Consider the following 24,424-nt stretch of genomic DNA (forward strand, 5'->3'; position numbering starts at 1 on the left):
ACTCACATGCCTTGACCCGGCCTCGGGAAAGGAGGTTCTCACTCCTTCAAGAAGACGTGCACATCATGGGCAAAACCTTGCATCGCTACTTGTTCGCCAGCCTGCTTGCGCTCGGCGGTCAGGCTCTTCTGCCGGCCAGCGCCGAGGCGGGCGCCGATCAACAGTTCATTCCCCTGGCTACCTATCGGGTCGGCGCCTACGCCTCCAGCGGCATTCCGGTATGGGCCGGGATGATCGACTACCTGCGCTACATCAACGAAGTGGAGGGCGGGATCAATGGCGTCAAGCTGGTCTGGCAGGAGTGCGAGACCGAGTGGACTGCCGAGAAGGGCATCGAGTGCTACGAGCGTTTCAAGAACGGCCTGGACGGCGCCCCAGTGGCCGTCTATCAACCCAACGGTGCGCCGGCCGCCTATGCCCTGAGCGACAAGGCCGAGGCCGACAAGATCCCGCTGATCACCTTGGGCTACGGCCGCACCGAGGCCACCGATGGCCGTGTGTTTCCGTACAACTTCCCGGTGATGCTGACCTTCTACAGCGAGGCGTCGGCCTTCATCAATTACGTGGCCGAGCGCGAAGGCGGGCTGGACAAGCTCAAGGGCAAGAAGATCGCCACCGTCTATCACGACTCGGCCTATGGCCGGGAAACCCAGGGCCTTTGCAGTTGCTGGCGGCGAAATACGGCTTCGAGAACATCCAGATTCCCGTCGCCGATCCCGGCAACGAGCAGGCCGCGCAGTGGCGTCAGGTGCGCCAGCTCAAGCCGGACTGGGTGTTCCTGCGCACCTGGGGCGTGTCGACCCCGGTGGCGATCAAGACGGCTGCGCGCTTCGGCTTCCCGGTCGAGCGCATCGTCGGCGATATCTGGGCCAGCTCCGACGAGGACGTGCTGCCCACCGGCACCGCGCGCAAGGGCTACCTGGCGTTGACGCCGTACCCCGGTGGCACCGGGTTCGACATCCACCAGCGCCTCAAACAACACATCCTCGACGCGGGCAAGAGCGACCTGAAAGACCCGCACAGCTTCGGCAGCGTGTACTACAACTCGGGCCTGGTGAACGCCGCCATCGCCGTGGAGGCGATCCGCGCCGGGCAGAAGCGCTTCGGCAATCGGCCACTCAACGGCGAGGAAGGTCGCTGGGGGCTGGAGCACCTGGACCTGGACGATGCGCGCCTGAAAGCGATCGGTTTCCTGGGCTTGATGCAGCCGCTGAAGCTGTCGTGCAGCGACCATGAAGGTGGCGGCGCGGCGAAGGTCCAGCAGTGGGATGGCCAACGCTGGAACCTGATCACCGATTGGGTACGCGCCGACCGCGCCACCCTGCGCGAACTGATCGACAACAAGGCCGCCGACTACGCCAAGCAAAAGGGCATCACGCCACGCGATTGCACCGGTGCCTGAATCGTCAGCCATTCAAGCCGCAAGCTGTAAGCGGCAAGCCACACGTGAGCTTGCTGCGCATGGCTTGCAGCGCTGCAAAAAAGGAGCGGGACATGATCGAGGCACGGGATGTCGGCGCTGAGCGGATGGCGCTGTTGAGTGTGGACGACATCGAGGTGATCTATGACGGGGCCATTCTTGCCGTGGGTGGGGTTTCGTTGCAGGTGGGGCAGGGCGATATCGTCGCCTTGCTTGGGGCTAACGGTGCGGGCAAGAGCACCACGCTCAAGGCGATTTCCGGGTTGCTCCAGGCCGATCGGGCGCGGGTCAGTCGAGGGACTGTCCGTTTTCAGGGGCAGGATACCGCTGGCGTGGCGGCCAATCGGCTGGCGCGCCAGGGCATCGTGCATGTGCTGGAGGGCCGTCACGTTTTTGCGCACTTGACCATCGAGGAAAACCTGCGCAGCGGCGGCTTCCTGCGCAAGCCCTCGCGACGGCAACTGGAGCAGGACCTGGAGCGGATCTACGCCTGGTTTCCGCGCTTGAAGACCAAGCGCAAAACCCAGGCCGGGCTGACCTCCGGCGGCGAGCAGCAGATGCTGGCGCTGGGCCGGGCGCTGATGACCCAGCCACGCCTGGTACTGCTCGACGAGCCGTCCATGGGACTGGCACCGCTGATCGTCGAGGAAATCTTCGCCATCGTCGCTCAACTCAACGCCCAGGAAGGGATGAGCTTTTTGTTGGCCGAACAGAACATCAACGTCGCCCTGCGCCACGCCAGCTATGCCTACATCCTCGAGAACGGTCGTGTGGTGGGGCAAGGCACGGCCGCAGCGCTGGCTGCGCGCGAGGACATCCGCCACTTCTACCTGGGCGGCAAGGCGGGTGGCCAGGGGCAATCGATTCAAGAACCTTCGACTCGACAGGAGTAGACATGAGCACTGCACTCTCACCCGATCTCCCTGCGCAGACGCGCGCGGCGCCGCTGCGTGCGGCGCAGGTCATTGGTAGCGGCAGCGAAGCCATCGAAGTGGCACAGCGCCTGGCTGCGGATTTCGCCCGCGAGGCCGCCGCACGCGACCGTGAGCGGCGCTTGCCCTGGGCAGAACTGGAGCGCTTCTCCGACAGCGGCCTGTGGGCGATCACCGTACCCAAGGCCTACGGCGGTGCTGGCGTGTCCTACCGCACCCTCAGTGAAGTGATCGCCACGGTGTCCGCCGCCGACTCTTCACTCGGGCAACTGCCGCAGAACCACTTCGGGGTGCTGAGCAACCTTGCCCTGACCGGCAGCGAGGCGCAGAAGCGCGCCTATTACGCCAAGGTGCTGCAGGGCTATCGCTTCGGCAACGCCTTCTCCGAAGCGCGCAGCCAGTACGTGACCACCTTCCAGACGCAGATTCGCTTCGAGGGCGACACCGCCGTGCTGAACGGTGAGAAGGCCTACTGCACCGGCGCGCTGTTCGCCCATATCGTGCCGGTGGCGGGCGTCGATGAACACGACCGCCCGCACATCGCCTTCGTCCCCCGCGATGCCTCCGGCCTGAGTGTGATCGACAGCTGGGACGGCTTCGGCCAGCGCATCACCGCCAGCGGCCAGGTGCGCATCGAGGGCGTGCGCGTGCCGACAAGCGCCGTGATACCGGCCTGGAAGGCCTACGAGCAGCCCACCGCCGATGGACCGATCTCGCAGATCATCCAGGCTGCCGTGGACACTGGCATCGCCCGTGGCGCCTTTGCCGAAACCCTGCGCGTGGCGCGCTTGGCCCGCCCCTGGGTCGACAGCGGCCTGGAGCACGCCTGGCAGGACCCGCTGGCCCAGGCGCTGATCGGCGAATTGGCCTGGCGCCTGCACGCCGCCGAGGCGGTCTTGCAACGTGCCGGCGAGGCGGTGGATGACGCCGTCGCCGAGCCCAGCGAGGCGCGGGTGGCGCAGGCGTCGGTGATCGTCGGCCAGGCCAAAGTGCTGTCCACCGAAATTGCCCTGCAAGCGTCCAGTCGTTTGCTGGAGCTTGGGGGCACGCGCAGCGTCTCGGCCAGCCAGGGGCTTGACCGGTTCTGGCGCAATGCCCGGACCCACACCTTGCATGATCCGGTGCGCTGGAAGTATCACCTGGTCGGCAACCGACTGCTCAATGGCATCGCGCCACCCCGCCATGCCTGGAACTGAGGACCTTTCCATGTCTATTTCACATGCTCAAGGCCGTGGTGACCTGGCCCATGCCCGCCATGTCGAAGCCTCGCTGCTGGACTACCTGCGCGGGCAGAGCGCCCGCCATGAAGCGCTGGTGATTGCGGCTGTCGGTGACCTGCGTATTCGTATCGACGCAGCCGACGCCTTGCGCGCCCGCGCCGACGACTCGCCTGCGGCGGCCATCGCTTTTCGGTTGGCGGCGGCGGAGGCTGTGCGCCTGGCCGGGCAGACGCACCTGGAGTTGGTCGGGCACGGCCTGCCGGCGCCCGCACCCTCCGAGGCCGAGCCGGCGCTGCCGACCCAGCGGCGCCTGCTCGGCGATCACTCTCTCAACGGCGCTGCACCTGCGGCCGGCTGAGCCCGTTACCTGTAGGTCGTCTGGACGCTGGCCGCAGGTCGGTGTTCAGGACGCCTGGGCGCCGCCGCCGATCTGCCAGACATACGGCGGTTCGCTGCCATTGACTGCCCAGTCGCCGACGATGCGCTCCTTGTAGATCACCGGGTTATGCGAGGCGGCCGTGCGGGCATTGCGCCAGTGGCGATCGAGCTGCCGGGTGATGCGGGTGCTGGACGCGCCCAGGGCGTTGAACAGATCGCTGGTGGCCCGCAGCACCAGGTCCACGGCGGCGACCTGGGCCTGCGCCGAGGTCAGTTCGGCCACCACGTTGGCGTCTCGTTCGGCTGCGGGTGCCTCCGCCCAATGGGCCAGGTAGGCCTGGTGCGCCGCTTCGGCTGCGCGCAGGGTCGCGGCCTCGGCGGCGTAGACCAGGCCGCTGGCCTTGCCGATCACTTGCAACACCTGGGCATCCTGGCTTACGGCCTGAGCATTGCCATGGCTGAACACCCGCGTGCGGGTACGGGTTTCGCTGCTGAAGTCACGCACCGCAGCGCGTCCGGAGCCGACGATGACGGCCAGCAGCACCAGTTGATAGAACGCCGTCTGGTACTTGAAACGGGTGGCGAAATCGATGATGTCCTCTGGCTCGACCACGGCGTTGTCGAACACCGAGGTGCCGCTGCCGGTAGTGCGCTGGCCGAAACCGTCCCAGTCGTCGATCAAGGTGACGCCCGGTTGCCGCGTCCGCACCGCCGCGATCACGTCGGCGCTGGTGTCGTCGCGGCGGGCGAACAGGTCGATCCAGTCCGCGAAAATGCTACCGGTACTGTAGTACTTGGTGCCGTTGACCACCCACTGGTCGCCTTGGCGCGACACCCGGGTGAGGACGTCGCCGATCTTGACCGCGCCTATTTCGGTCCAGGCGCAGCCCACCAGGTCACCGTCCACGAAGCGTTTGAACCAGCGGTCCTGGGCGGCGCTGGCATGCGCGTTGAGGCGATCTTCGACGAAGGCGAAGTGCCCGCGCAGCGCCTGGGGCAGATTCGAGTCGGCTTCGGCCAGCTCGATCAGCAGTTGCACCAGTTGCGTCAGCGACGCGCCCGCACCGCCATGCTCAATCGGCACGCGCACGGCGCCGAAGCCCGCTTCCTTGAGCCAGCGGATCGGCTCGAACGGCAGGCGGCGCTCACGCTCTCGCTCGACGCTGCCTTCGGCGATGCGGGCGAACAGGGGTCGAAAGCGTGCGGCGAGGGTGTCGTAGTCGGTGCCGGTGGACAGCGTAGGAACGTGGGCGTGAGCGGTCATGGCAATTCTCCTGAGGATGCGAATGCAGTCGGCAGTGGCCTCGCAAACTCCGTGCCCTATGAGAAAACCCCCTTAAATCAGGAACTTGGTGATTCAGACGGGCGATTGAGCTGTGGCGCGCGCAGCAGCTTGCTGAATCACTGTTGGCAGCGAGGCAGCAGTGATTGTCGATGCGGCTGTTGCCGGGTGGTCAGGGGTTCAGCAGAGTGCGTGCTTCAGGGCAGTACGGATCACCTCGTTTTTTCACAAGTCCTTGATTTGAAATAATTTCTGCTATTGGCACGGTTGCTGCTCCAGCCCTTGTGCGGTCGCCAGTGCGGCCTGACTTTCGAGCCACAGGAGACTTCGTCATGAGCCAAGCGATCAAATTTGCCTACTGGGTGCCCAACGTCAGCGGCGGTCTTGTCGTCAGCAAGATCGAGCAGCGCACCCATTGGGACATCGACTACAACCGCACGCTGGCGCAGATCGCCGAACGTGCCGGATTCGATTACGCGCTGTCGCAGATTCGCTTCACCGCAGGCTACGGGGCCGACAACCAGCATGAGTCGGTGACCATCAGCCACGCGCTGCTGGCGGCTACCGAGAAACTCAAGGTGATCGCCGCGATCCTGCCCGGACCCTGGACGCCGGCCTTGGCCGCCAAGCAACTGGCAAGCATCGACCAGTTCACCGGCGGGCGCATCGCGGTGAACGTGGTGTCCGGCTGGTTCAAGGGCGAGTTTCGCGCCATCGGCGAGCCTTGGCTGGACCACGACGAGCGCTACCGGCGCTCCGAAGAATTCATTCGGGCCCTGAAGGGCATCTGGACCCAGGACAACTTCAGCTTCCACGGCGACTTCTACCGCTTCAACGACTACAGCCTCAGACCCAAGCCGCTGCAGCGACCGCACCCGGAAATTTTCCAGGGCGGAAGTTCGCGGGCCGCACGCGACATGGCCTCGCGGGTGTCGGACTGGTACTTCACCAACGGCAATAGCGTGGCCGGTATCAAGGCCCAGATCGATGACCTGCGGGCCAAGGCGGCAGCCAACGGTCATTCGGTGAAGGTCGGCGTCAACGCCTTCATCATCGCCCGCGACAGCGAGGAGGAGGCCCAGGCGGTGCTGGCTGAAATCATCGCCAAGGCCGACCCCGAGGCGGTGCGAGGCTTTGCCAGCGAAGCGAAGCACGCCGGGGCGGCCAGTCCCGAAGGCGAGGGCAACTGGGCGCAGTCCAGTTTCGAGGACCTGGTGCAGTACAACGATGGTTTCAAGACCAACCTGATCGGCACGCCCCGGCAGATCGCCGAGCGCATCGTCGCGCTCAAGGCCGTGGGGGTCGATCTGATCCTTTCAGGTTTCCTGCACTTCCAGGAGGAGGTGGAGTATTTCGGTCGGCGGGTTCTGCCGCTGGTGCGCGAGCTTGAGCAAGAGGTGGTGGCGCCCCGGGCGGTGGCCTAGGGCGTTCGATCCCGAGCACGCGCTCAGATCGAGAATTGCAGGGTCCGCTGCGGACGCGCCAGGGAAGGCGCGCCGCGCCGATTGACCACCAACTCGCCAATGGCGATCAGCCGCGCGCGGGTGATATTGCGGCTCAAGCCCAGCAAACTGGCCGTGTGCACCTGGTTGCAGTGGCAGAAGCGGTAGGCGGTGCGCAACAGGCTGTCTTCGACCTTTTCATGCAGATCCCCCGCCTGTTCCTCGAACAACCGATGGAACGCCTGCAGCAACTGATCCTCGGCGCTTTGCGGTGCAGCGGTCTGGACCGAGCTCTGGCGCTCGATGCGCAGGTGCGACAAGCGCAGATCGTCATCACGCACCAGACCGTTGCGGCACACCAGCAGGGTGTGGTGGATGACGTTTTCCAGTTCACGAATGTTGCCCGGCCAGTCATAGCTCAACAGCTTGCGCTCGGCCTCGTGCGTCAGGCGCACCTGGCCGTAGCCGAGCCGGCTGCAGTAGGTGTCGAGGAAGTGCCGGGTCAGCGGCAGGATGTCGCCCGGACGCTCGCGCAGTGGATACAACTGCAGGCTGACCACATTGAGCCGGTAGTACAGGTCCTCGCGGAAGTGACCTGCGCCGATGGCCTTGTCCAACTGCACGTTGGTGGCGGCGACCACGCGCACGTCGATCGGCAGGCTCTTGCGCGAACCCAGCCTCACCACTTCGCGCTCTTGCAACACGCGCAGCAGCTTGACCTGGATCGCCATGGGCAGGTCGCCGATCTCGTCGAGGAACAAGGTGCCGCCATTGGCTTCCTCGAACCAGCCAGCCTTGGCGGTCAGGGCGCCGGTGAACGCACCTTTCTCATGACCGAACAGCTCGGCCTCGACCAGTGAATCAGAGAAAGCCCCGCAGTTCACCGCTACGAACGGGCCTTCGCGTCGGCGGCTCAAATGGTGGATGTGACGGGCGACCAGCTCCTTGCCGGTGCCGGTTTCGCCGATCACCAGCACACTGGCCTCGCTCGGCGCGACTTGTTGCAAATGGGCGAGCAACGCTTGCGAACGAGGGTCTTCGAAGACCTGCGCGGTCGCCCGGATCGAGGTAGCCAGAGTCGGCGAGGGGGGAGGGTCAGCAGTTGCATGGCGATCCTTATCAGTTGCGCACGCGGCTTGGCGTGGATAAACGATTGGGTAGCCAGAGGGTTATAAAGGGGTCGGATTCTTTTAAAAAATAATAAAAAATCCTATTTGTATTCCTTTGGGGAATATTGAGTGTAAGGGCCTGTGATTTAAGATCGACGCAGGTTCGCACTGGAGGACGCCATTTTGGATGCCATGACTGTCGATGACCTCGCCGCGCAGTTATTGGCGCAAGGCTGCAACCCGTCGCTTTACGCCATCGGTTCGCGGGGCGCGGCGTCCGATGTTTTTTATCTGAGCCAAGTGGGTGGGCGTTGGCAGGTTTGCTATACGGAGCGCGGGCGGGATGCTGAGCCGATTTATGTATCGGCGAGTGAGTCAGAGGCTTGCCAGTTCTTTTTTGAGCACGTCATGGCAATGCGGCATGACCACTGCGTGGGTTTTTTCGACCGCGAAGACGAGGCTATGGCGTTGCGGCGCGAGCTGGGTGAATTGGGGGTGCAGAGCTGGATCGATACGATTCCCTATGGGGGCGAGCGGGATCTTCGGTATCGGGTGTTTGTGGTGGGGAAGGGGATTCATGTGGCAATGGCAGTGTTGGGGGCGGTGCCGTGGCGTGGATCTGACCTTTGATCATAGCGCCACGGCGTCTGTAAATGCTTCTGGCGGAGCTATGGAATCTTGATTCCCAGTGCGTTCAGCGTAGGGGTGTCCATTCGTCCATGCACGGTGAGCGCGCTGTCGGATTGGAAGGACATCAATGCCCCGCGCGTGGCTTTGCCCATGACCCCGTCGATTGCGCCTTGATAGTACTGGCGCACCATCAGCGCGGTCTGCACGCGAGTCACCAAGTCGTTTTTCTGTGCATTGGTCGCGCGGGTTTTCGACGTACTTGAGCTTGACGCGCCGGCGGTTCCAGAGGGTTGGTAAAAGCTGTTGCCGGTTGAGCTGCTCGGCGCGGTGTAGCTGCGGGTGCTGGTAGCAGGTGGGCTGTAGGCACGAGGCGCGCTGTAGCCACCTGAGCCACTGTAGTGGGAGCTGTGCGAACTGTGGGATCGATGCGAACTGTGCGAGCGATGTGCCGCATAGATGTTCAGGGCATCCGGGGCATTAAGCGTATCTGCGAATACCGGCGGTTGCAGCTTGTCGCTAGGCTGCCAGTCGGTATCTGCCAGCGGCATGGGACCGGCTTGGGCTAGGGCGGTGCCTGCCATGGGGAGCAGGCTCATACTGCTGATCAAGACTTTCCAACGGTCGAGTAACTTCACTGTGCACTCCTTGCATAGGCGCTAAAGGCCTCGGTCGATAGTTGTCGTACACCTCGGCTCTGCCAGCGGTCGGTGTGGGATTTGAAGAATCCAGAACACTGTTCGACGGCTGCGCAGTGTTGGCAGGCATCTATGAACAGATTCTTCCAGTCCGAAATGCTCTGACGGGCAAAGCGCGATAGAGCAGGTGGAATCAGGCACAGAGGAAGGTTGTAGATGGAAACCGGTATCCCCCGATTGGACAAGAAGTAGGTGGCTTGACTCAACCACTCCTGATAGTCGAGCGGGTCGATCCACAGTTGCTCGTAGTGCTTCCTGGCCAAGCCGGTGCTCTCGATGCCCATCAGTGCAACATGCCGCGCGAAGGGCAGGTTCCTGAAGATGTAGTGGGCCAGTTCAGGCAAGCGAGGCGTGGTCAGGCGATTGAGTACGACGCGGATTTCTATGATCTGGTCTGCTCGTGCCAGGTTGTACAGACCCTGCATTGTCTCGCTGAACGCTCCTTCAGCCTGCACCACATGATCATGATCTTTGGCGTTGTCGGCATACAGCGGGATACCCCAGCTCAGTTGTGGGTGGGCGATAGCAGTCAGTGCAGGGATCCAGCTCGGGTCCTGGAACAGTCGTCCGTTGCTGAGCACATGGATGGACTTATCTGGTAACACGGCTTTGCACTTGGCCAGGATTTCCAGCAAACCAGTGCGATAGAGCGTGGGCTCTCCGCCGCTGATCCCCAGGTTTTCCTCGCCTGGGTCCATCAAGTCGATCAGCCGAAGGTTTTCCTCGATGTGCCAACGATCATCGATATCTTTCGGTGGCTGCGAGCACATCAAGCACAGGCTGTTGCAACGATCTGTCATGAAAAGCAAGTTGCTGTCCGAGCCTCTTCGATAGAGCACTCGCACCAACGTACTGCCGGGTGTGACAGCAATGACATCTCCGGGCTGCACAACATCCGCGTCCCTAGGCGTATGCAAATGGAGTTGTGCAGCTTCGAGCTCGCCCATAAACGGCTCGGGTGTGAGAAAGCCGCCCACGGGTAATGAGACCAACTGCGGGCTATCTAAACGTTGCCGGCTTGGCAGCCAAAGCAAGAGATCGTCGAACGCCACACGTCCCGCGCAAACGGCCAGTCCTTGTTCGATGAATTCATCGAGCGTGACGACCTTGAGCAATCTTGGTTCGTTCAGATGCCGGATTTCGAAATGGGTATCCTTTCGCAGCATCGCCATCATCCCCTGTAGCCAGGAAGTCGGACATCGCTGTAGGAGCGTCTGCTCAACCAGGACAGCAGTACTTTTTGCACATTGTCGTCGCCGTCGCGGAGTAGTCTGAAGACCTGCTTGAGCAACCCCATGTTCTTTTTGCAGAACGTGCTGAACATCCGATGTCCGATCGGGTCGCCTTGACGTGCGAAGTGCTCGATGGGATCTGCGCCACAGTAGGGAACGAGTGCGCAGTCCGAGCAGCCCGGTAGTGCCTCTGCAACGCCGCTGGCAAGCAGTGCCTGCATGACGGGTGATCCGAGCAGTTCAGGCAACGGTTGCTGCACAGAACCTAGTCTCAGTCCGCTTTCTCCCATCTCCAGCAACATCCGCGCTTCGTCCGACGGATAGACGTAGCCGTCATAGTTGTAAACCAGCGCCGCAGTACCAGCGCCTGCAGGGGAGCGCAGGTCTACGTATCCTGATGAGAAGGGTGTGAGAATGTTCTTCAGCAGCAGACTGGTGTAACTCTCGGACAGGTAAACGCCTTGCTGATTTATGTTCAGCAAGTACGTCAGTGCTCTGTCATGGAAGTCCAAGTATCGCTCAATCGGGTAATCAAGGCGCTGGGCGCTTTTGGTGGCAAAGCCATAGGGGCTCAAGGGCCGAAGCGAAATACTGGAGAACCCCAGTTTCACGTACTCATCAATGATCGCTTCTGGCTGTTCGAGACTTCTGGAGGTGAGCGTAGTCAGCGCTGACACTGCATCGTGACCGAGGCGTTCACGTACCCGCTCGATACCTTCGACCGTACGTTCGTAGGCATCTCGCGAAGGCGTGGGACGATTGGCGTTATGCAAGGCCGCCGGGCCATCGAGCGAAGTCGAAAATTGAATATCGTGCTGTGCTGCGAAGTCGAGCACATCGTCCGTCAGGTGATGCAGTGTGGTGGTGATGACGAACTGGATATCGCGCTGTTGCACTCGATTACGTTCGACTACCCACTCGACAATCTGGCGGACTCGCTCAAAAGCCAGAAGTGGCTCACCCCCTTGAAACTCTACGGTCAGAGCGGGCGCGTTCGATTCGAACAGGCGGTCGACAGCAGCGCGTGCATTTTCCTCGGACAGGTCGTGGCCAGAGCCGCTTAGTGGTGCTCGCGAAACCTGACAATACTGGCAAGTATGGTTGCAGCGCAGGGTCACCACAAACAGGTGTAGAGCAGGACCCTGGAACAGGAAATCCTTACGACTGCGATACTGCGCGGCCATTTGCGCAAAGGGGTCGTGGCGCTCTGGCTCGTAAATGAAGTGGCGAGCGAGCAAGTCCTTGTAAAACGCAGAGCCTGTTTGCACGTCGAATTGACTGAGCGCGCGTAACTGCTCGTCATTGACATGCAAGTGTTCACCCGTGTCGGAGGTGATGAGGATGTCGTGGCTGGATCCTGTGTCCATCCGCATGAACCGCAAGGGTAATAGACGGTAGTGTCTGGCATCTGTTGCAATCAGAGTCACTGGGAAATCCCGCATCCAGCGAGCGCGGCTCGGGCCAGAATCTCACGCAGCCCTGCGGTTTCGCGGTTGATATGGTCGCGTAAGGCGAAGTCATTCAAATGCTGGAGGATCAGCGTGCTGGCGTGTTGCGCGGCAAGTGTCAGATTGGCGTGGGCCGGCAGCGCTTTGAGAGCAATTTGTTGGTCTTCGACCGATACTTGGATGGCGACGATGTCAGCGAGGGAATACACCGCCCGTTGCACCACGCTGAGGGAGTAAACTGCACTATCGAGTTTCAGGATGACAGGCCATGTCATGGGAACCGGTCCTTCAAATCCGTTGGAGGCGTGTGGATTTTGCCGGTTTTTAGGGCATTATGCCATTATGATTTTTTACATCTGCACACAAAAATTATGAGCGGATCCTGGTCAGCCTGATGCTGATAGCCTTGAAGTGTTCGGTAATTGCTGATCAGCCCATTCTTATGGGTGCTCCATGGCGGAGCAGTGAGGTCTAAATCCGACATCGACATCGCTACGCACCTCTACAAGATCGGTTCGGTGCTGGAGGGTGCTCCGAAGACAGTGGGCATCATTGACGGGCAATTCTTCGCTTAATCGAGCCTACAAACTCTCAGGATCCCCAAAAAACATCTGTATCCGCGACCGCAACCACCGCTCCGCCGGATCGTTGTCCTGCGCGCCACGCCAGGCCATGTGCAACTCGAACGTCTGCACCTCCAGCGGCATGTCCTCGGCTCGCAGACCGCCCGCCGCGGTGAGCGTCTCTGCCGCGTAGTCAGGCACGGTGGCAATGATGTCGGTGCCCGCGAGCAGGGTGCCCAGGCCATTGAACTGGGGCACGGCCAGTACCACGTGGCGTTTACGGCCGAGAGTTTCCAGGGTTTCGTCGATGAAGCCGGACAGGTCGCCGGCGAACGACACCAGCGCGTGCGGGCGGGCGCAGAAGTCGTCCAGGGTCAGGGCGCCGGGTACGCTGTCGGCGCGCAGCAGCTTGGGCTTGCTGCGGCGCAGGACCTTGCGCTTGGCGTTGGCGGGCAGGTCGGCGGTGTAGCTGACGCCCACCGAGATTTCGCCGGAGGCCAGCAGGGTGGGCATCAGCAGGTAGTTGACCCGGCGCACCACCAGGACGATGCCCGGCGCTTCGGCGCGGATCCGCTTGAGCAACTGCGGCAGCAGGGCGAATTCGGCGTCGTCGGACAGGCCGATGCGAAACACCGAGGTGCTGGTGGCGGGGTCGAACTCGGCGGCGCGGCTGACGGCGGTGGAGATCGAGTCCAGCGCGGGGGAGAGCAGGGCGAAGATTTCCTGGGCGCGGGCCGAGGGCTCCATGCTGCGGCCGGTACGCACGAACAGCGGGTCGTCGAATAGGTTGCGCAGGCGTGACAGCGCCGCACTGATCGCCGGCTGGCCGAGAAACAATTTCTCGGCAGCGCGGGTCACGCTGCGCTCGTGCATCAGCGTTTCGAACACGATCAGCAGGTTAAGGTCTACTCGGCGCAGGTCGTTGCGATTCATCGGTGCGGGTCGCCTTGCTCTGGTGGGTCGGGATGAATAGTACGGCCAAAGGCTGTTAATCTGCACGGATTTACCGGCCTCGGATCAATCGCAGGCATGTCGACTATTAATGGCCACTGATGGTCTAACCGGCAAAGCCCCGATAAAGTTCGTGGTAATACGAGATTCACACAGGCGAGGTATGCGATGTCCCGCATGATCCGGTTCCACAAGTTCGGCCCGGCCGACGTGCTGCGCTGCGAAGAGCAGCCCGAGCCGTCGCCGGCGGCCGGCGAAGTCCAAGTGCGCGTCCAGGCCATTGGCCTGAGTTGGTACGACGTGCTCTGGCGGCAGAACCTGGCGCCGTCCCACGCGCGACTGCCGGCCGGTATCGGTCATGAAATGGCCGGGGTGGTGACCCAGGTCGGCGAGGGTGTCGACGACATCGCGGTGGGCGACCGCGTCGCCAGCTTTCCGGCCACCAGCCCGAACGAGCATCCGGTGTACGGCGATGTCATCGTTTTGCCGCGCACGGCCATTACCCGCTACCCCGAACACTTGACGCCCATCGAAGCGAGCGTGCACTACACGCCGCTGCTGATCGCCTATTTCGCCTATGTCGACTTGGCACGGGCCAAGGCCGGGCAGTCGGCGCTGGTGACCGATGCCAGCCACTGCGCAGGCCCGGCTTTCGTGCAGTTGGGCAAGGCCCTGGACCTGAGGGTGATCGCGGCCACCAAGGAGCCCGAGCAGCGCGACTATCTGCTGGGCTTGGGCGCTGACAAGGTGATCGTCACCGAAGAGCAGGACTTGCTGATGCAGATCGGCAAGTACACCGATGGCCGGGGCGTGGACATGGTGCTCGACGGCATGGGCGGTCCACAGATGTCACTGCTCGGCGATGTCCTTGCGCCGCGTGGCAGTCTGGTGCTTTATGGCCTGCAAGGCGGCAACCAGACGCCTTTCCCAGCGTGTGCGGCGTTTCAGAAGAACATTCAGTTCCATGTGCACTGCATCGGCAACTTCACCGGCAAGCCTGAGCTGGGCATCGCTCAGGATCAGGTGGCGATGCAGCGCGCGCTGCGCGATATCAATCAGTTCACTGCCGATAAGCTGCTGACACCACAGATCATCAGGGTCTTTCCCTTCGATGATTTCGTGCAGGCGCACCGCCTGATGGACGACTGCCCGTGCGGCGGACGAATCGTGCTGGACTTGGGGGCCGCCCCCTGATCGAAGCGATGCGCTGATTGGGTGCACCCGGCAGCCGCCCCTGTAATCCCACCATGTGCCCTGTCGGGCGCGGGATAACAGGGGCGGCTTTTGCATTGATGCGCATAGACTGATCGTTTGCTGGTCAGGCGCTGAAACTTCCTACAAACATTTAGTGCGTATCTGATATCTAAAATGTATGCAATGTCATCGGCATCTCATGCGGCGGCTCATATCCTTAAAACAAGCGGCGTAATCCTTATAGTCACCTTTGAATAACGATTAACTGAATGGTTTTTTTACGTTCATCTGTATCTGTTATTCAACGCATAACCCCCGATAATGGCCCTGTGACACCCAGGCTGAACGCCTGCGGCGGGGCCGGTTGCTTCAGTCTTTGGCTAGCGAGCGCGGGGATTGAAGCTGTGGCGCGTCAATAACCCAAAATAGTTGCGAGAAGCTGCTTCAAATTTTCCTAGTTAGTTGTAGGAAATCTCCGGAATGCTGAATCAAACATATTCAGCAGTTCGATGACCCGAGGCTTTATTGCGCTCAAGGAATGGAGTGGAACACATGAGCAGTATCCATGATCAAGCAATGCACTACATCTATCAGCAAGTGCTAGAGCGGTTGCTCGACCATATGACCCAAGCCCAGCGTGCCTCGGTTCAGTTGTTGGTTCAGCGGCTGCTGGTGTCGGCTGGCGGCGTCGAGTATCTGCGCGATTTCCGGCTGTTGGTGTTGCTGGGATACGACCGCAGCAATGTCAGCCTGTTGGCGTTTCTACGGGCAGCGCAACTGAGTATTGCCTTGCGCGGCCCCGAGACCTTTCGCCTGCAAGTGGTCGTCAATGCCAGACCGGCATTGACCGACACGCTGCTCGATCACCTGGAACGAACTTTCGGCGCACTGTTTCTGCATGACGATCCGCGAGTCGAGTTGCTGCTGGTAGGTGCTGGCTACGTTCAGCCGTTCAGTCGCGACCCTTCGTGTACAGCCGAGTCGCAGCAAGCCGACCGCGACGCCTTGCTGATGTTCGGCCACTTGTGTGCAGGCCAGCCTGAGGCGGTGCTGGGCAGTCGCTTGCACCTGGAGTTGGGCGATACCGTGCGCACGGTATTGCAGCGCGTGGCGCAACCCAGCGCCGTGATCACTGCCGTGCCCTTGCGCCAGCGTCAGCGCTTTGTGGCCTGGAGCCGCGCCGCCATGCGTGTCAGCGGTGAGCGGGGCGACGCGGCCTTGCATCGCTGTGCAGGTGCCTTGTGCGAGTTGCTCGGGCGCATGCACTGTACGCTAGCGTCCCCGCTGCAGCGGCCGGATCCTGTGCCTTACGGACGTAACGGTAAATTGGCGCTGCGCATCATCGCCGTCGATGACCTGCTCAACGAGCGGCGCGACGATGATCGTCTGGTCGAGGCGCTGGGCCTCGGCGCGGCGTCATCTGCCAGCCCGACACCTCTGGGGGCGTTCTCCGATCCTGCCTATCTGGCGCACTTGCAGCGCCTGCGCACCCATTGGCTGGGAAGCGCCAACGATACCGCGTGGTTGGCAAGCGAGCCAGGGCACGCCATGCTCCAGCGCGCTTTCGGCATTGACGATGTGCAGTCCACCTGTCTGCTGTTCGCCCCCTTCGCCGAGCGAGGCGAAGGTTTGGCGGCCTTCGTCCAGCGCTGTCATCCGGCCATGCGTGTGGCGCTGCCGTATCTGCACCGGGCGCTTCAGGGCGAGCCGTGCCCGGACGCGGTGGTACAGTGGTTGCTCGATACCAGCGGGCTGAGCCTGGCTCAACTGCGCGGTATCTATAACGGACGTATCGAGCCGACGGCCGCGCGGCTGATGCACCGACTGGCTCGCCGCGATGCGCGTCTGCGCCTGGTGCTACCACCGATGCTGCACGTAGGCGTCACCGCGCCGATTGCCTGCTGATGGGGCGTTCGGTACGTGGGGAGTTTGCCTATCAGGCGGTCTATCGCTATCTGCTGACGCAGATCACGCAAGTGCGGGGGACTGAGGATGAACGTCTGCCTTCGTTGCGCGATCTGGCACGACGGCTGCGCGTTTCGCTGGCTACCGTGCAGTGCGCCTACAGCCTGCTGGAGGCCGAGGGTCGCGTACATACAGTGCCCAGGTCGGGCTACTACGCTCGACCAGCGCACCTGGGGCCCAACGAGACAGTGCATCACCAGGTAGTGCCGTTGAGCGGTTCCCCGCCACCCTGTGCGACGCTCGAACCGTTGCTGTTGGCCCACGAGCGGCGGCTGGGTGGTCAGGCGCAGGAGGAGCGGGTCGCTCAGGCGGTGCTGCGCCGCGCGATTGCCGCGCGGCTGACGCATTCATCAAGCCGTTACTGGCGGGCCGAAGACGTCAGTCTGTCGCCCGACTTACCGGCATTGCTCTATACCTCGTTGCACGCCTTGAATCTGCAGGGCAGCACGATCCTGGTGGCCACGCCCTGTTGCGCACGAGACGTTCAGGTGCTTGAGCAATTGGACATGCGGATTGTGGAGTGGCCCCTTGAGGTGCCGGACTTCGACGCACTGGCGCGGCTGTTGGAGGCGGAAAAGGTGCACTTGGTAGTAATGCCCGCCTGCCTTGCCAGCCCGCCCGGGCGCTGGCTTTCGCCTGACGAACAACGCGAGTTGGCACGCTTGCTGGGCCTTCATGGGGTTTGGCTGCTGGAGAACGATCAGGACAGCGAACAGTGTTTCACAGGATCGCCGGCATCGCACCTTCGCGATTGGGTGGACCCGCGCCGGCTGTTGGTGCACGGCACATTGGAGGCGATTGTCGGCGCAGAAGCCCCCATCGCCTACCTGCTCAGCCCGCATGCTGAGGTGCGCGAAGCCGTAGCGCGGCGCAACTTCCGGCTTCCACCCCGACGTGTGTTGGCTTTGGCGCGTGTGCTGAGCCGATCGGATCTGGATAGCCAGCTTGAGCAGGTCCGATCGACGCTGCGAGGGCGCATGGCGACACTCTGCCAGTTGATGGATCAGCACCACCTCGGTGACTGGCTGGCCTATGCTGCGCCGCAGGGCGGATACACGCTATGGTGCCGTTTGCATCGATCCATCGACATCGATAGCCTCTGCGCCCGCCTGCACAGTCCGGCGCTGCGGATGGTTGCCGGAACTCGGTTCAGTGTGCAGGGGCTGTTTGAAAAGTGCCTGGCGCTGAGCTGGGAGGGCGACGATGCAGCGGCACTGGGTCAGGCGCTCGCGGACCTGGCCCGAGCCTTGTCAGACTTCCACGGTGCCGACCAGCCGGTTGCGGGATGACCGCCGATCCGGCGAGCTTGCCAGAATCCGTGATCTGTATGTATAACCAGTGCCTCCACGTTCAGCCTCCGATCCTTCGCCGTGATTGCCCACTCCGTCGACGACCCGTTCTATTACCTGCACAACTTCCGGCAAGTGCTGCGCTGGGTCGAGCAACGTTATGCCGACCTGCTCGACGCCGAAGATCAGGCGTTTCTCGTACAGTTTGCAGGCCTGCCCCAGCCCGCGCAGGCCCTGCTGGTACGCATGGTGATGCGCAAGGGCGAGCTGTTTCGCGATGATCGCCTTCACTATGCCGAGATCGGCGACACCGCCCAGGCACTGGCGCCGTTGCTGAGCCTCGGCTGGGTCTGTGCAGAACCGGTGCTGACGTTGGAGCAGTTGTTCGCGCTGCTGCGCAAGGACGAACTCGCGTGCTGCTTCGCCGGCCACCTCAGCCAGCCCAAGGCCACCAAAGCGCGACTTTTGGCTGAGCTGCAAGCGCTGGAATTGGTCGAGCGCCCGTTGCACGCCTGGTACGCCGAGGCGCCGCTGCGCATCCTGCACTGGCGCCGGCAACCGTTGTGCGACCGTTTGCGCTTGTTGTTCTTCGGCAACCTGTATCAGGACTGGTCCGAATTCGTGCTGGCCGATCTGGGGCTGCTGCGCTACGAGCAGGTCAGCTTCAGCCGCGACTCGCGCGCCCTGCGCCAGCGTGCCGATGTCGATCTGGCCATGGCGCTGCACGCCTGCGCTGAGCGACTGGAGCAGGGCGAGGCGCCGGAGGGGCTGGTGCTGCTGTTGGGTCGTCTGGTCAGTGACAACCCGTGGCTGGTACGACGGCGCACTCGGTTGCTGTATGCCATCGGCCAGCGCTGTGAGCGCCTGGGTGACTGGGCGCAGGCGGCTACGGTGTATGAAGGGCTCGCTCACCCGCAGGCGCGGATTCGTCGGGTGCGGGTGTTCGAGCGCAGCGAGCAGTGGGAGAGGGCGCACGCGCTCGCCCTGCACATGGCCCAGGCGCCAGCCAACCCGCTGGAGGTGCAGGCACTGGCGCGTATGCTGCCGCGCCTGAGCCGCAAGCTTGGCGGGCCACCGCATCGGCGCAGGGCTTCGGCGGTGCAGGAACTGATCGAGCTGCAGTTGCCTCTGGACAGTGCCGGGCAAGGCGTCGAGCGCGCCGTGCGTGCGCATCTGCAGCAGTCCGGGGGCGAGGTGCACTATGTGGAGAACACCCTGTTCAACAGCCTGTTCGGCCTGCTGTGCTGGGAGGCAGTTTTCGCGCCGCTGCCTGGCGCCTTCTTCCACCCTTACCAAGCCGCGCCGCAGGACCTTCACGACGACGACTTCCAGACGCGCCGCGCCGCGTTGTTCGAGGCCTGCTTCGCGCAACTCGACGACGGTCGCTACCGCCAGACCATCCGCGACCGCTTCGCCGCCAAATACGGGTTGCAGTCGCCCTTCGTGTTCTGGGCCGCGCTGAATGAAAACCTGATCGAGCAAGCGCTGGCCTGTGTGCCGGCGCAGCATCTGAAGCACTGCTTCGTGCGGCTGTTGCAGGACATTCGCAACAATCGCACCGGCATGCCCGATCTGATCCAGTTCTGGCCCGAACAGGCGCGCTACCAGATGATCGAGGTCAAGGGGCCGGGCGATCGCCTGCAGGACAACCAGTTGCGCTGGCTGGAGTTCTGTCGGGAGCACGCCATGCCGGTGGCGGTGTGTCATGTGCGTTGGTGCGAGGCGGTGGCGTGAGCCTGAGCGTGGCCGTCCGCGCACTGTGCGAGTTCGCCGCCAAGGTGGGCGATCTGGATCTGCGTTTCACCCCGTCGCCCACCGCCCAGCAAGGCATGGAAGGCCATCGACAGGTGGTTGCACGCCGCGACCCCGGCTATCAGTCGGAGGTGTCGCTCGAAAGCGAGTACCAAGGTTTGCGTGTGCGTGGCCGCGCCGACGGCTACGATCCGGTGCGCAATCGCGTCGAAGAGATCAAGACCCACCGTGGCGACTTGGCCCGTCAGCCGGACAACCACCGTCAACTGCACTGGGCCCAGGCCAGGGTCTATGCCTGGCTGTTGTGTCAGTCGCGAGGGCTGGCGCAGATGGAGGTCACCCTGGTCTACCTGGACATCGACAGCGACCGCCAGACGCTGTTCAGCGAGCGGCAGCAGGCCGACGATCTGCAGCGTTTCTTCGAGACGCTGTGCCAGCGCTACATTGGCTGGGCCCAGGCCCAGCGCCTGCGTCAGGCCGAACGCAACCGCGACTTGCAGCGCCTGGCGTTTCCTTACCCGCAGTTTCGCCAGGGCCAGCGCCAGTTGGCCGAAACCCTGTACAAGGCGGTCGCCACCGGGCGCTGCCTGATGGCCCAGGCCAGCACCGGCATCGGCAAGACACTCGGTACGCTGTTCCCGCTGCTCAAGGCCATGGTCCCGCAGCAACTGGACAAACTGTTCTTCCTCACGGCCAAGACCCCGGGCCGGGCTTTGGCGCTCGATGCACTGCGCCAGATCAGCGCCGCCACCGCGCAACCTGGGCTGCGAGCGCTGGAATTGATTGCCCGGGACAAAGCTTGCGAGTATCCCGACCGCGCTTGCCACGGCGAGTCCTGCCCACTGGCCAAGGGCTTTTACGATCGTCTGCCGGCGGCGCGCGAGGCGGCGTCGCACGTGCCGCTGCTCGATCGCGCCGCGCTGCGCGAGGTGGCCCTGGCCTATGAGGTCTGTCCTTACTACCTGGGGCAGGAGATGGCGCGCTGGGTTGACGTGGTGGTTGCCGACTACAACTACTATTTCGATGCCCACGCGCTGCTGTTCGGCCTGACCCAGCTCAACCAGTGGCGCGTGGCAGTGCTGGTGGACGAAGCGCACAACTTGGTCGAGCGCGGTAGGGCCATGTACAGCGCCAGTCTCGATCAGGGTCAGTTGATGGCGCTGCGTCAACGCAAACCGGCCGGATTGACCACTGTGCTGGAGCGCCTCAATCGTCAATGGAACGCCCTGTACAAAGAGCAACAGGCCCCGTATCACGCCAGCGAGCCGGTCCCCGACGCCTTCATCAGGGCATTGCAGCAGTGTACCGGGGTGATCCAGGAGCACCTGGAACAGATGCCTGCGCAAGTCGATCCGCAGGTGCTGCAGTTCTATTTCCAGCTCCTGCAGTTCACCCGAGTGGCGGAGCTGTTCGATGAACACTTCCTGTTCGACATTCAATTGCGCAACGGCCCCCGGCGCCGGCGGCTGGCGACGCTGACGCTGCGCAATGTGGTGCCTGCGCGCTTGCTCGCACCGCGCATGGCCGCCGCGCGCAGCGTCACGCTGTTCTCGGCGACCCTCGGCCCGCGACGGTTCTATGCCGATCTACTGGGCATGCCCGCCGACACCGGCTGGCTGGAGGTCGCCGCGCCGTTTCGTGCCGAGCAGCTAGAGGTGCACATCGTCAGCCAAGTGTCGACCCGCTACCAGCAACGGCAGCGCTCCCTGGCCCCCATCGTCGAGCTGATCGCCGGGCAATATCATCGTCAACCCGGCAACTATCTGGCGTTCTTCAGCAGTTTCGAGTATCTGCAGCAGGTCGCTTCGCTGTTCGCCGAGCGGCACCCCGAGGTGACGCAATGGTGTCAGGCCCCGGGTATGGACGAGGCGGCGCGGGAAGCTTTCCTGGCGCGCTTCGTCGAGCAGGGGCAGGGTGTCGGCTTCGCGGTGCTCGGCGGTGCGTTCGGTGAAGGTGTGGACCTGCCCGGTACGCGTCTGATCGGCGCCTTCGTCGCCACCTTGGGCTTACCGCAGGTCAATCCGGTCAACGAACAGTTCAAGGCGCGCCTAGGGCGTCAGTTCGGTGCCGGCTTCGATTACACCTACCTGTACCCGGGCGTACGCAAGGTGATCCAGGCGGCCGGTCGGGTGATTCGCGGGGAACAGGATCGCGGCGTGTTGTTTCTGATCGACGAGCGCTTCAGCGAACCGCGCGTGCAGCAGATGTTTCCCGCCTGGTGGCAGATCGCCGAGTGAGCGGCGTGTGGCCATCGCGCCGCCGTGCAACTCCCAGTACACTGCGCGTTCCAACACCTACATCCGTAGAACTCGAGGTTTTGCATGACGCTCAGTCCTTTGGCAGGCAAGCCGGCTCCCGCCAGCGTGCTGGTCGATATTCCCCGCCTGTTGACGGCCTACTACACCGGTCGCCCGGACGCCTCCATCGCCGCCCAGCGCGTGGCCTTCGGCACCTCGGGGCACCGTGGCACTTCGTTCGAGCTGAGCTTCAACGAGCACCATGTGTTGGCCATCACCCAGGCGATCTGTCTGTATCGCCAGGAAAAAGGCATTGATGGCCCGCTGTTCATCGGCGCCGACACCCACGCCTTGTCAGCCCCGGCTGCCGCCAGCGCGCTCGAAGTCTTGGCGGCCAATGGCGTGCAGGTGCGGCTGTCCAAAGATGACGAATACACCCCGACACCGGCGGTGTCCCACGCCATTCTCTGCTACAACCGCGGGCGCCAGCAGGGGCTGGCCGACGGTATCGTCATCACCCCGTCGCACAATCCGCCCCAGAGCGGCGGCTTCAAGTACAACCCGCCCAACGGCGGGCCGGCCGACAGCGATGTGACCAAGTGGATCGAGGCCAAGGCCAATGAACTGCTGGCGGCCGAGCTGGCCGGCGTCAAACGTATGCCCTACGCCCAGGCGTTGCAGGCTGCGACCACCGAGCGCCATGACTACCTTGGCAACTACGTCGCCGACCTGGAAAACGTCATCGACTTCGAGGTGATTCGCAACGCCAAGCTGCGCCTGGGCGTCGACCCATTGGGTGGCGCTGGCGTGCGCTACTGGTCGGCCATCGCCGAGCGCTATGGCCTGGATCTGGAAGTGGTCAACACCGAGGTCGATCCAACCTTCCGCTTCATGAGCGTCGACTGGGACGGGCAGATCCGCATGGACCCATCCTCGCCCCACGCCATGCAAGGCCTGATCGGCTTGCGCGAGCGCTTCGACGTGGCGTTCGCCTGCGACCCGGACCACGACCGCCATGGCATCGTCACTGCTGACGGGCTGCTGCAGCCGAACAACTACCTGGCCGTGGCCATCGACTATCTGTTCCGTCATCGCCCGCACTGGCGTCAGGACGCAGCCGTCGGCAAGACCGTGGTGAGCAGTGGGATGATCGACCGGGTCACCGCACAACTGGGCCGTGAGCTCTACGAAGTGCCAGTGGGCTTCAAGTACTTCGCCCAAGGCCTCTTTGGAGGTACGCTCGGCTTTGGCGGCGAGGAAAGTGCCGGCGCCTCGTTCCTGCGCCTGGACGGCAGCGTCTGGGCCACCGACAAGGACGGCCTGATTCCAGCACTGCTGGCGGCCGAGATGACCGCCCGCACCGGACGCAACCCGAGCCAGGCCTACGCTGACCTCACCGCCACCCTGGGCAAACCCTATGCCACCCGTGTAGAGGCCAAGGCCGATGCCCGGCAAAAAGCGCTGCTGAGCAAGCTGGCGCCCGAGCAGGTCACGTCCACCGAGCTGGCAGGCGAAGCCATCGAGCAGATTCTCAGCCACGCGCCTGGCAACGGTCAGGCCATCGGTGGTCTGAAGGTGATGACCGCCAATGGCTGGTTCGCCGCACGGCCATCGGGCACCGAGGACATCTACAAGATCTACGCCGAAAGCTTTATCGACGAAGCGCACCTGCAGCGACTGGTACAGGAAGCGCAGGTCTTGGTGGATGCCGCGATCCGCTGAAGCCGCTGATGCATGAGCGTCAACAAGAATCCGAGGACTGCCTGGCAGCCCTCGGATTCATGCATTCAGGGGGAATTGAACCTCAGGCGACGTCCACCAGCACGATCTCGCTGTCTTCGATGGCCGTGACCCGCACGACACGTTCATCTTCGACGGCGACGCCATCCCGTGCATGGGCGCGCACGCCATTGACTTCGATCACACCCTTGGCTGGCACCAGGTAGCCACGGCGCCCCTCATCGAATCGGTACTCGGCACTTTCGCCAGCGTGCAGGGTGGCCGCCACCAAGCGCGCATCGGCACGGATGCGCAGGGTATCGCCGGGTTCCTCACGGCCGCTGGCCAAGGTGACGAAGCCTTCGCCGCGCTCGCCTTTGGGAAATGGACGAGTGCCCCAGGACGGCGCTCCACCGACGTTCTCCGGCACGATCCAGATCTGGAAAATACGCGTGTCGACCGGCTCCCGGTTGTATTCGCCGTGAACGATACCGGTCCCGGCACTCATCACCTGAACGTCCCCGGCTTCGGTACGGCCCTTGTTGCCCAGGTTGTCCTGGTGACTGATTGCCCCCTCACGCACGTAAGTGATGATTTCCATGTCCCGATGAGGATGGGGTGGGAATCCACTGCCGGCCGCGATCAGGTCGTCGTTCCACACCCGCAGGTTGCCCCAGTTCATACGCTGCGGGTTGTAGTACTCGGCGAAGGAAAAGTGATGGTGGGCGTCGAGCCAGCCATGATTGGCGTGGCCCAGGCTCTCGAAGGGGCGCAGTTGCAGCATGGTGGAGTCCTCGTTAATTCGTGATGGAGCCATGATGCGCCGATTGAATATCGAAATTAAGCGTAAATATCGACTCAGATTGATCGGCTGAGTTGATTGATCAATGTGCTGTGCTTTCTACGTTTCATCGCCTAATAGCCTGATCTGCAAGCCGAAGCTGGTACTTTTCGGCGGATCGTTGG

Annotated in this window: 19 protein-coding genes and 1 pseudogene; 12 read left to right on the plus strand and 8 right to left on the minus strand. The window is 63.0% G+C overall.

Going from position 1 to position 24,424, the window contains the following annotated elements; translation table 11 throughout:
• The first annotated feature begins 65 nt into the window (after positions 1–65).
• The 4 genes and pseudogenes from GKC70_RS11320 to GKC70_RS11335 all read left to right on the plus strand — a co-directional run bounded on the left by GKC70_RS11320 (position 66) and on the right by GKC70_RS11335 (position 3,930).
• Positions 66–1,402: pseudogene (locus tag GKC70_RS11320) on the plus strand (ABC transporter substrate-binding protein).
• A 92-nt stretch (positions 1,403–1,494) separates the two neighbouring features.
• Complete coding sequence (locus GKC70_RS11325; protein ID WP_052192056.1) at positions 1,495–2,313, plus strand: ABC transporter ATP-binding protein; 819 nt, start codon at positions 1,495–1,497, stop codon at positions 2,311–2,313.
• 2 nt (positions 2,314–2,315) lie between these two features.
• Positions 2,316–3,548 (plus strand): SfnB family sulfur acquisition oxidoreductase, encoded by a 1,233-nt coding sequence (locus GKC70_RS11330; RefSeq protein ID WP_116888383.1) that lies wholly within the window; start codon positions 2,316–2,318, stop codon positions 3,546–3,548.
• A gap of 10 nt (positions 3,549–3,558) precedes the next feature.
• Positions 3,559–3,930 carry a hypothetical protein gene (locus tag GKC70_RS11335; RefSeq protein WP_342651379.1) on the plus strand — a complete coding sequence of 124 codons (372 nt, stop codon included), beginning with the start codon at positions 3,559–3,561 and terminating at the stop codon, positions 3,928–3,930.
• A 45-nt stretch (positions 3,931–3,975) separates the two neighbouring features.
• On the opposite strand, the gene GKC70_RS11340 is transcribed toward GKC70_RS11335, so the two are convergent.
• Positions 3,976–5,214 carry an acyl-CoA dehydrogenase family protein gene (locus tag GKC70_RS11340; RefSeq protein WP_342651380.1) on the minus strand — a complete coding sequence of 413 codons (1,239 nt, stop codon included), beginning with the start codon at positions 5,212–5,214 and terminating at the stop codon, positions 3,976–3,978.
• A gap of 350 nt (positions 5,215–5,564) precedes the next feature.
• Between GKC70_RS11340 and sfnG the strand changes: the two genes are divergently transcribed.
• Complete coding sequence (gene sfnG / locus GKC70_RS11345) at positions 5,565–6,656, plus strand: dimethylsulfone monooxygenase SfnG (protein WP_342651381.1); 1,092 nt, start codon at positions 5,565–5,567, stop codon at positions 6,654–6,656.
• Positions 6,657–6,679: 23 nt separating this feature from the next.
• Here sfnG and GKC70_RS11350 read toward each other — a convergent pair whose 3' ends face one another.
• Complete coding sequence (locus GKC70_RS11350; RefSeq protein ID WP_342651507.1) at positions 6,680–7,750, minus strand: sigma-54 dependent transcriptional regulator; 1,071 nt, start codon at positions 7,748–7,750, stop codon at positions 6,680–6,682.
• A gap of 216 nt (positions 7,751–7,966) precedes the next feature.
• Between GKC70_RS11350 and GKC70_RS11355 the strand changes: the two genes are divergently transcribed.
• Positions 7,967–8,413 carry an SPOR domain-containing protein gene (locus GKC70_RS11355; RefSeq protein WP_342651382.1) on the plus strand — a complete coding sequence of 149 codons (447 nt, stop codon included), beginning with the start codon at positions 7,967–7,969 and terminating at the stop codon, positions 8,411–8,413.
• Between the two features lie 38 nt (positions 8,414–8,451).
• On the opposite strand, the gene hxsA is transcribed toward GKC70_RS11355, so the two are convergent.
• The 5 genes from hxsA to GKC70_RS11380 form a co-directional block, all read right to left on the minus strand.
• Positions 8,452–9,048, minus strand: a complete 597-nt coding sequence (hxsA, locus tag GKC70_RS11360; RefSeq protein WP_295481898.1) for a His-Xaa-Ser repeat protein HxsA — start codon at positions 9,046–9,048, stop codon at positions 8,452–8,454.
• Positions 9,045–10,280: a His-Xaa-Ser system radical SAM maturase HxsC gene (hxsC, locus tag GKC70_RS11365; protein WP_342651508.1), complete on the minus strand. Its 1,236-nt coding sequence runs from the start codon at positions 10,278–10,280 to the stop codon at positions 9,045–9,047. Before hxsC ends, hxsA begins: the two co-directional genes overlap by 4 nt.
• Positions 10,280–11,767 (minus strand): His-Xaa-Ser system radical SAM maturase HxsB, encoded by a 1,488-nt coding sequence (gene hxsB, locus GKC70_RS11370; RefSeq protein WP_342651383.1) that lies wholly within the window; start codon positions 11,765–11,767, stop codon positions 10,280–10,282. The genes hxsC and hxsB overlap by 1 nt, the downstream gene beginning before the upstream one ends.
• On the minus strand, positions 11,764–12,063 hold the full coding sequence (gene hxsD, locus GKC70_RS11375; RefSeq protein WP_342651384.1) for a His-Xaa-Ser system protein HxsD: 300 nt from the start codon (positions 12,061–12,063) through the stop codon (positions 11,764–11,766). Before hxsD ends, hxsB begins: the two co-directional genes overlap by 4 nt.
• 306 nt (positions 12,064–12,369) lie before the next feature.
• Positions 12,370–13,284, minus strand: a complete 915-nt coding sequence (locus tag GKC70_RS11380; protein ID WP_342651385.1) for a LysR family transcriptional regulator — start codon at positions 13,282–13,284, stop codon at positions 12,370–12,372.
• Positions 13,285–13,470: 186 nt separating this feature from the next.
• On the opposite strand from GKC70_RS11380, the gene GKC70_RS11385 reads away from it, so the two are divergent.
• The 6 genes from GKC70_RS11385 (at position 13,471) to pgm (ending at position 23,461) form a co-directional block, all read left to right on the plus strand.
• A complete protein-coding gene (locus GKC70_RS11385) occupies positions 13,471–14,496 on the plus strand; it encodes a zinc-dependent alcohol dehydrogenase family protein (RefSeq protein ID WP_342651386.1) in 1,026 nt (341 codons plus the stop codon).
• A gap of 552 nt (positions 14,497–15,048) precedes the next feature.
• Positions 15,049–16,401 (plus strand): hypothetical protein, encoded by a 1,353-nt coding sequence (locus GKC70_RS11390; RefSeq protein WP_342651387.1) that lies wholly within the window; start codon positions 15,049–15,051, stop codon positions 16,399–16,401.
• Positions 16,401–17,750, plus strand: a complete 1,350-nt coding sequence (locus GKC70_RS11395; protein ID WP_342651388.1) for an aminotransferase class I/II-fold pyridoxal phosphate-dependent enzyme — start codon at positions 16,401–16,403, stop codon at positions 17,748–17,750. Before GKC70_RS11390 ends, GKC70_RS11395 begins: the two co-directional genes overlap by 1 nt.
• Positions 17,751–17,831: 81 nt before the next feature.
• Positions 17,832–19,484, plus strand: a complete 1,653-nt coding sequence (locus tag GKC70_RS11400) for a VRR-NUC domain-containing protein (RefSeq protein ID WP_342651389.1) — start codon at positions 17,832–17,834, stop codon at positions 19,482–19,484.
• The gene (locus GKC70_RS11405) at positions 19,481–21,739 is read left to right on the plus strand and encodes an ATP-dependent DNA helicase (protein ID WP_342651390.1); all 2,259 of its coding nucleotides are present in this window, start codon (positions 19,481–19,483) and stop codon (positions 21,737–21,739) included. The genes GKC70_RS11400 and GKC70_RS11405 overlap by 4 nt, the downstream gene beginning before the upstream one ends.
• A gap of 84 nt (positions 21,740–21,823) precedes the next feature.
• The gene (gene pgm / locus GKC70_RS11410) at positions 21,824–23,461 is read left to right on the plus strand and encodes a phosphoglucomutase (alpha-D-glucose-1,6-bisphosphate-dependent) (protein WP_342651391.1); all 1,638 of its coding nucleotides are present in this window, start codon (positions 21,824–21,826) and stop codon (positions 23,459–23,461) included.
• Positions 23,462–23,543: 82 nt separating this feature from the next.
• Here pgm and GKC70_RS11415 read toward each other — a convergent pair whose 3' ends face one another.
• Positions 23,544–24,242 carry a pirin family protein gene (locus GKC70_RS11415; RefSeq protein WP_342651392.1) on the minus strand — a complete coding sequence of 233 codons (699 nt, stop codon included), beginning with the start codon at positions 24,240–24,242 and terminating at the stop codon, positions 23,544–23,546.
• Positions 24,243–24,424 lie beyond the last annotated feature (182 nt).

Origin of the sequence: Pseudomonas sp. REB1044 (assembly GCF_038813925.1) — a bacterium.
Taxonomy (GTDB): Bacteria; Pseudomonadota; Gammaproteobacteria; order Pseudomonadales; family Pseudomonadaceae; genus Aquipseudomonas; species Aquipseudomonas boreofloridensis.

What these genes read in the sequence shown, in the direction of transcription:
- GKC70_RS11325 (WP_052192056.1), top strand. Translation starts at nt 1,495, where the DNA reads ATGATCGAGGCACGGGATGTCGGCGCTGAGCGGATGGCGCTGTTGAGT.
- GKC70_RS11330 (WP_116888383.1), top strand. Translation starts at nt 2,316, where the DNA reads ATGAGCACTGCACTCTCACCCGATCTCCCTGCGCAGACGCGCGCGGCG.
- GKC70_RS11335 (WP_342651379.1), top strand. Translation starts at nt 3,559, where the DNA reads ATGTCTATTTCACATGCTCAAGGCCGTGGTGACCTGGCCCATGCCCGC.
- GKC70_RS11340 (WP_342651380.1), bottom strand. Translation starts at nt 5,214, where the DNA reads ATGACCGCTCACGCCCACGTTCCTACGCTGTCCACCGGCACCGACTAC.
- sfnG (WP_342651381.1), top strand. Translation starts at nt 5,565, where the DNA reads ATGAGCCAAGCGATCAAATTTGCCTACTGGGTGCCCAACGTCAGCGGC.
- hxsC (WP_342651508.1), bottom strand. Translation starts at nt 10,280, where the DNA reads ATGGCGATGCTGCGAAAGGATACCCATTTCGAAATCCGGCATCTGAAC.
- hxsD (WP_342651384.1), bottom strand. Translation starts at nt 12,063, where the DNA reads ATGACATGGCCTGTCATCCTGAAACTCGATAGTGCAGTTTACTCCCTC.
- GKC70_RS11380 (WP_342651385.1), bottom strand. Translation starts at nt 13,284, where the DNA reads ATGAATCGCAACGACCTGCGCCGAGTAGACCTTAACCTGCTGATCGTG.
- GKC70_RS11385 (WP_342651386.1), top strand. Translation starts at nt 13,471, where the DNA reads ATGTCCCGCATGATCCGGTTCCACAAGTTCGGCCCGGCCGACGTGCTG.
- GKC70_RS11390 (WP_342651387.1), top strand. Translation starts at nt 15,049, where the DNA reads ATGAGCAGTATCCATGATCAAGCAATGCACTACATCTATCAGCAAGTG.
- GKC70_RS11395 (WP_342651388.1), top strand. Translation starts at nt 16,401, where the DNA reads ATGGGGCGTTCGGTACGTGGGGAGTTTGCCTATCAGGCGGTCTATCGC.
- pgm (WP_342651391.1), top strand. Translation starts at nt 21,824, where the DNA reads ATGACGCTCAGTCCTTTGGCAGGCAAGCCGGCTCCCGCCAGCGTGCTG.
- GKC70_RS11415 (WP_342651392.1), bottom strand. Translation starts at nt 24,242, where the DNA reads ATGCTGCAACTGCGCCCCTTCGAGAGCCTGGGCCACGCCAATCATGGC.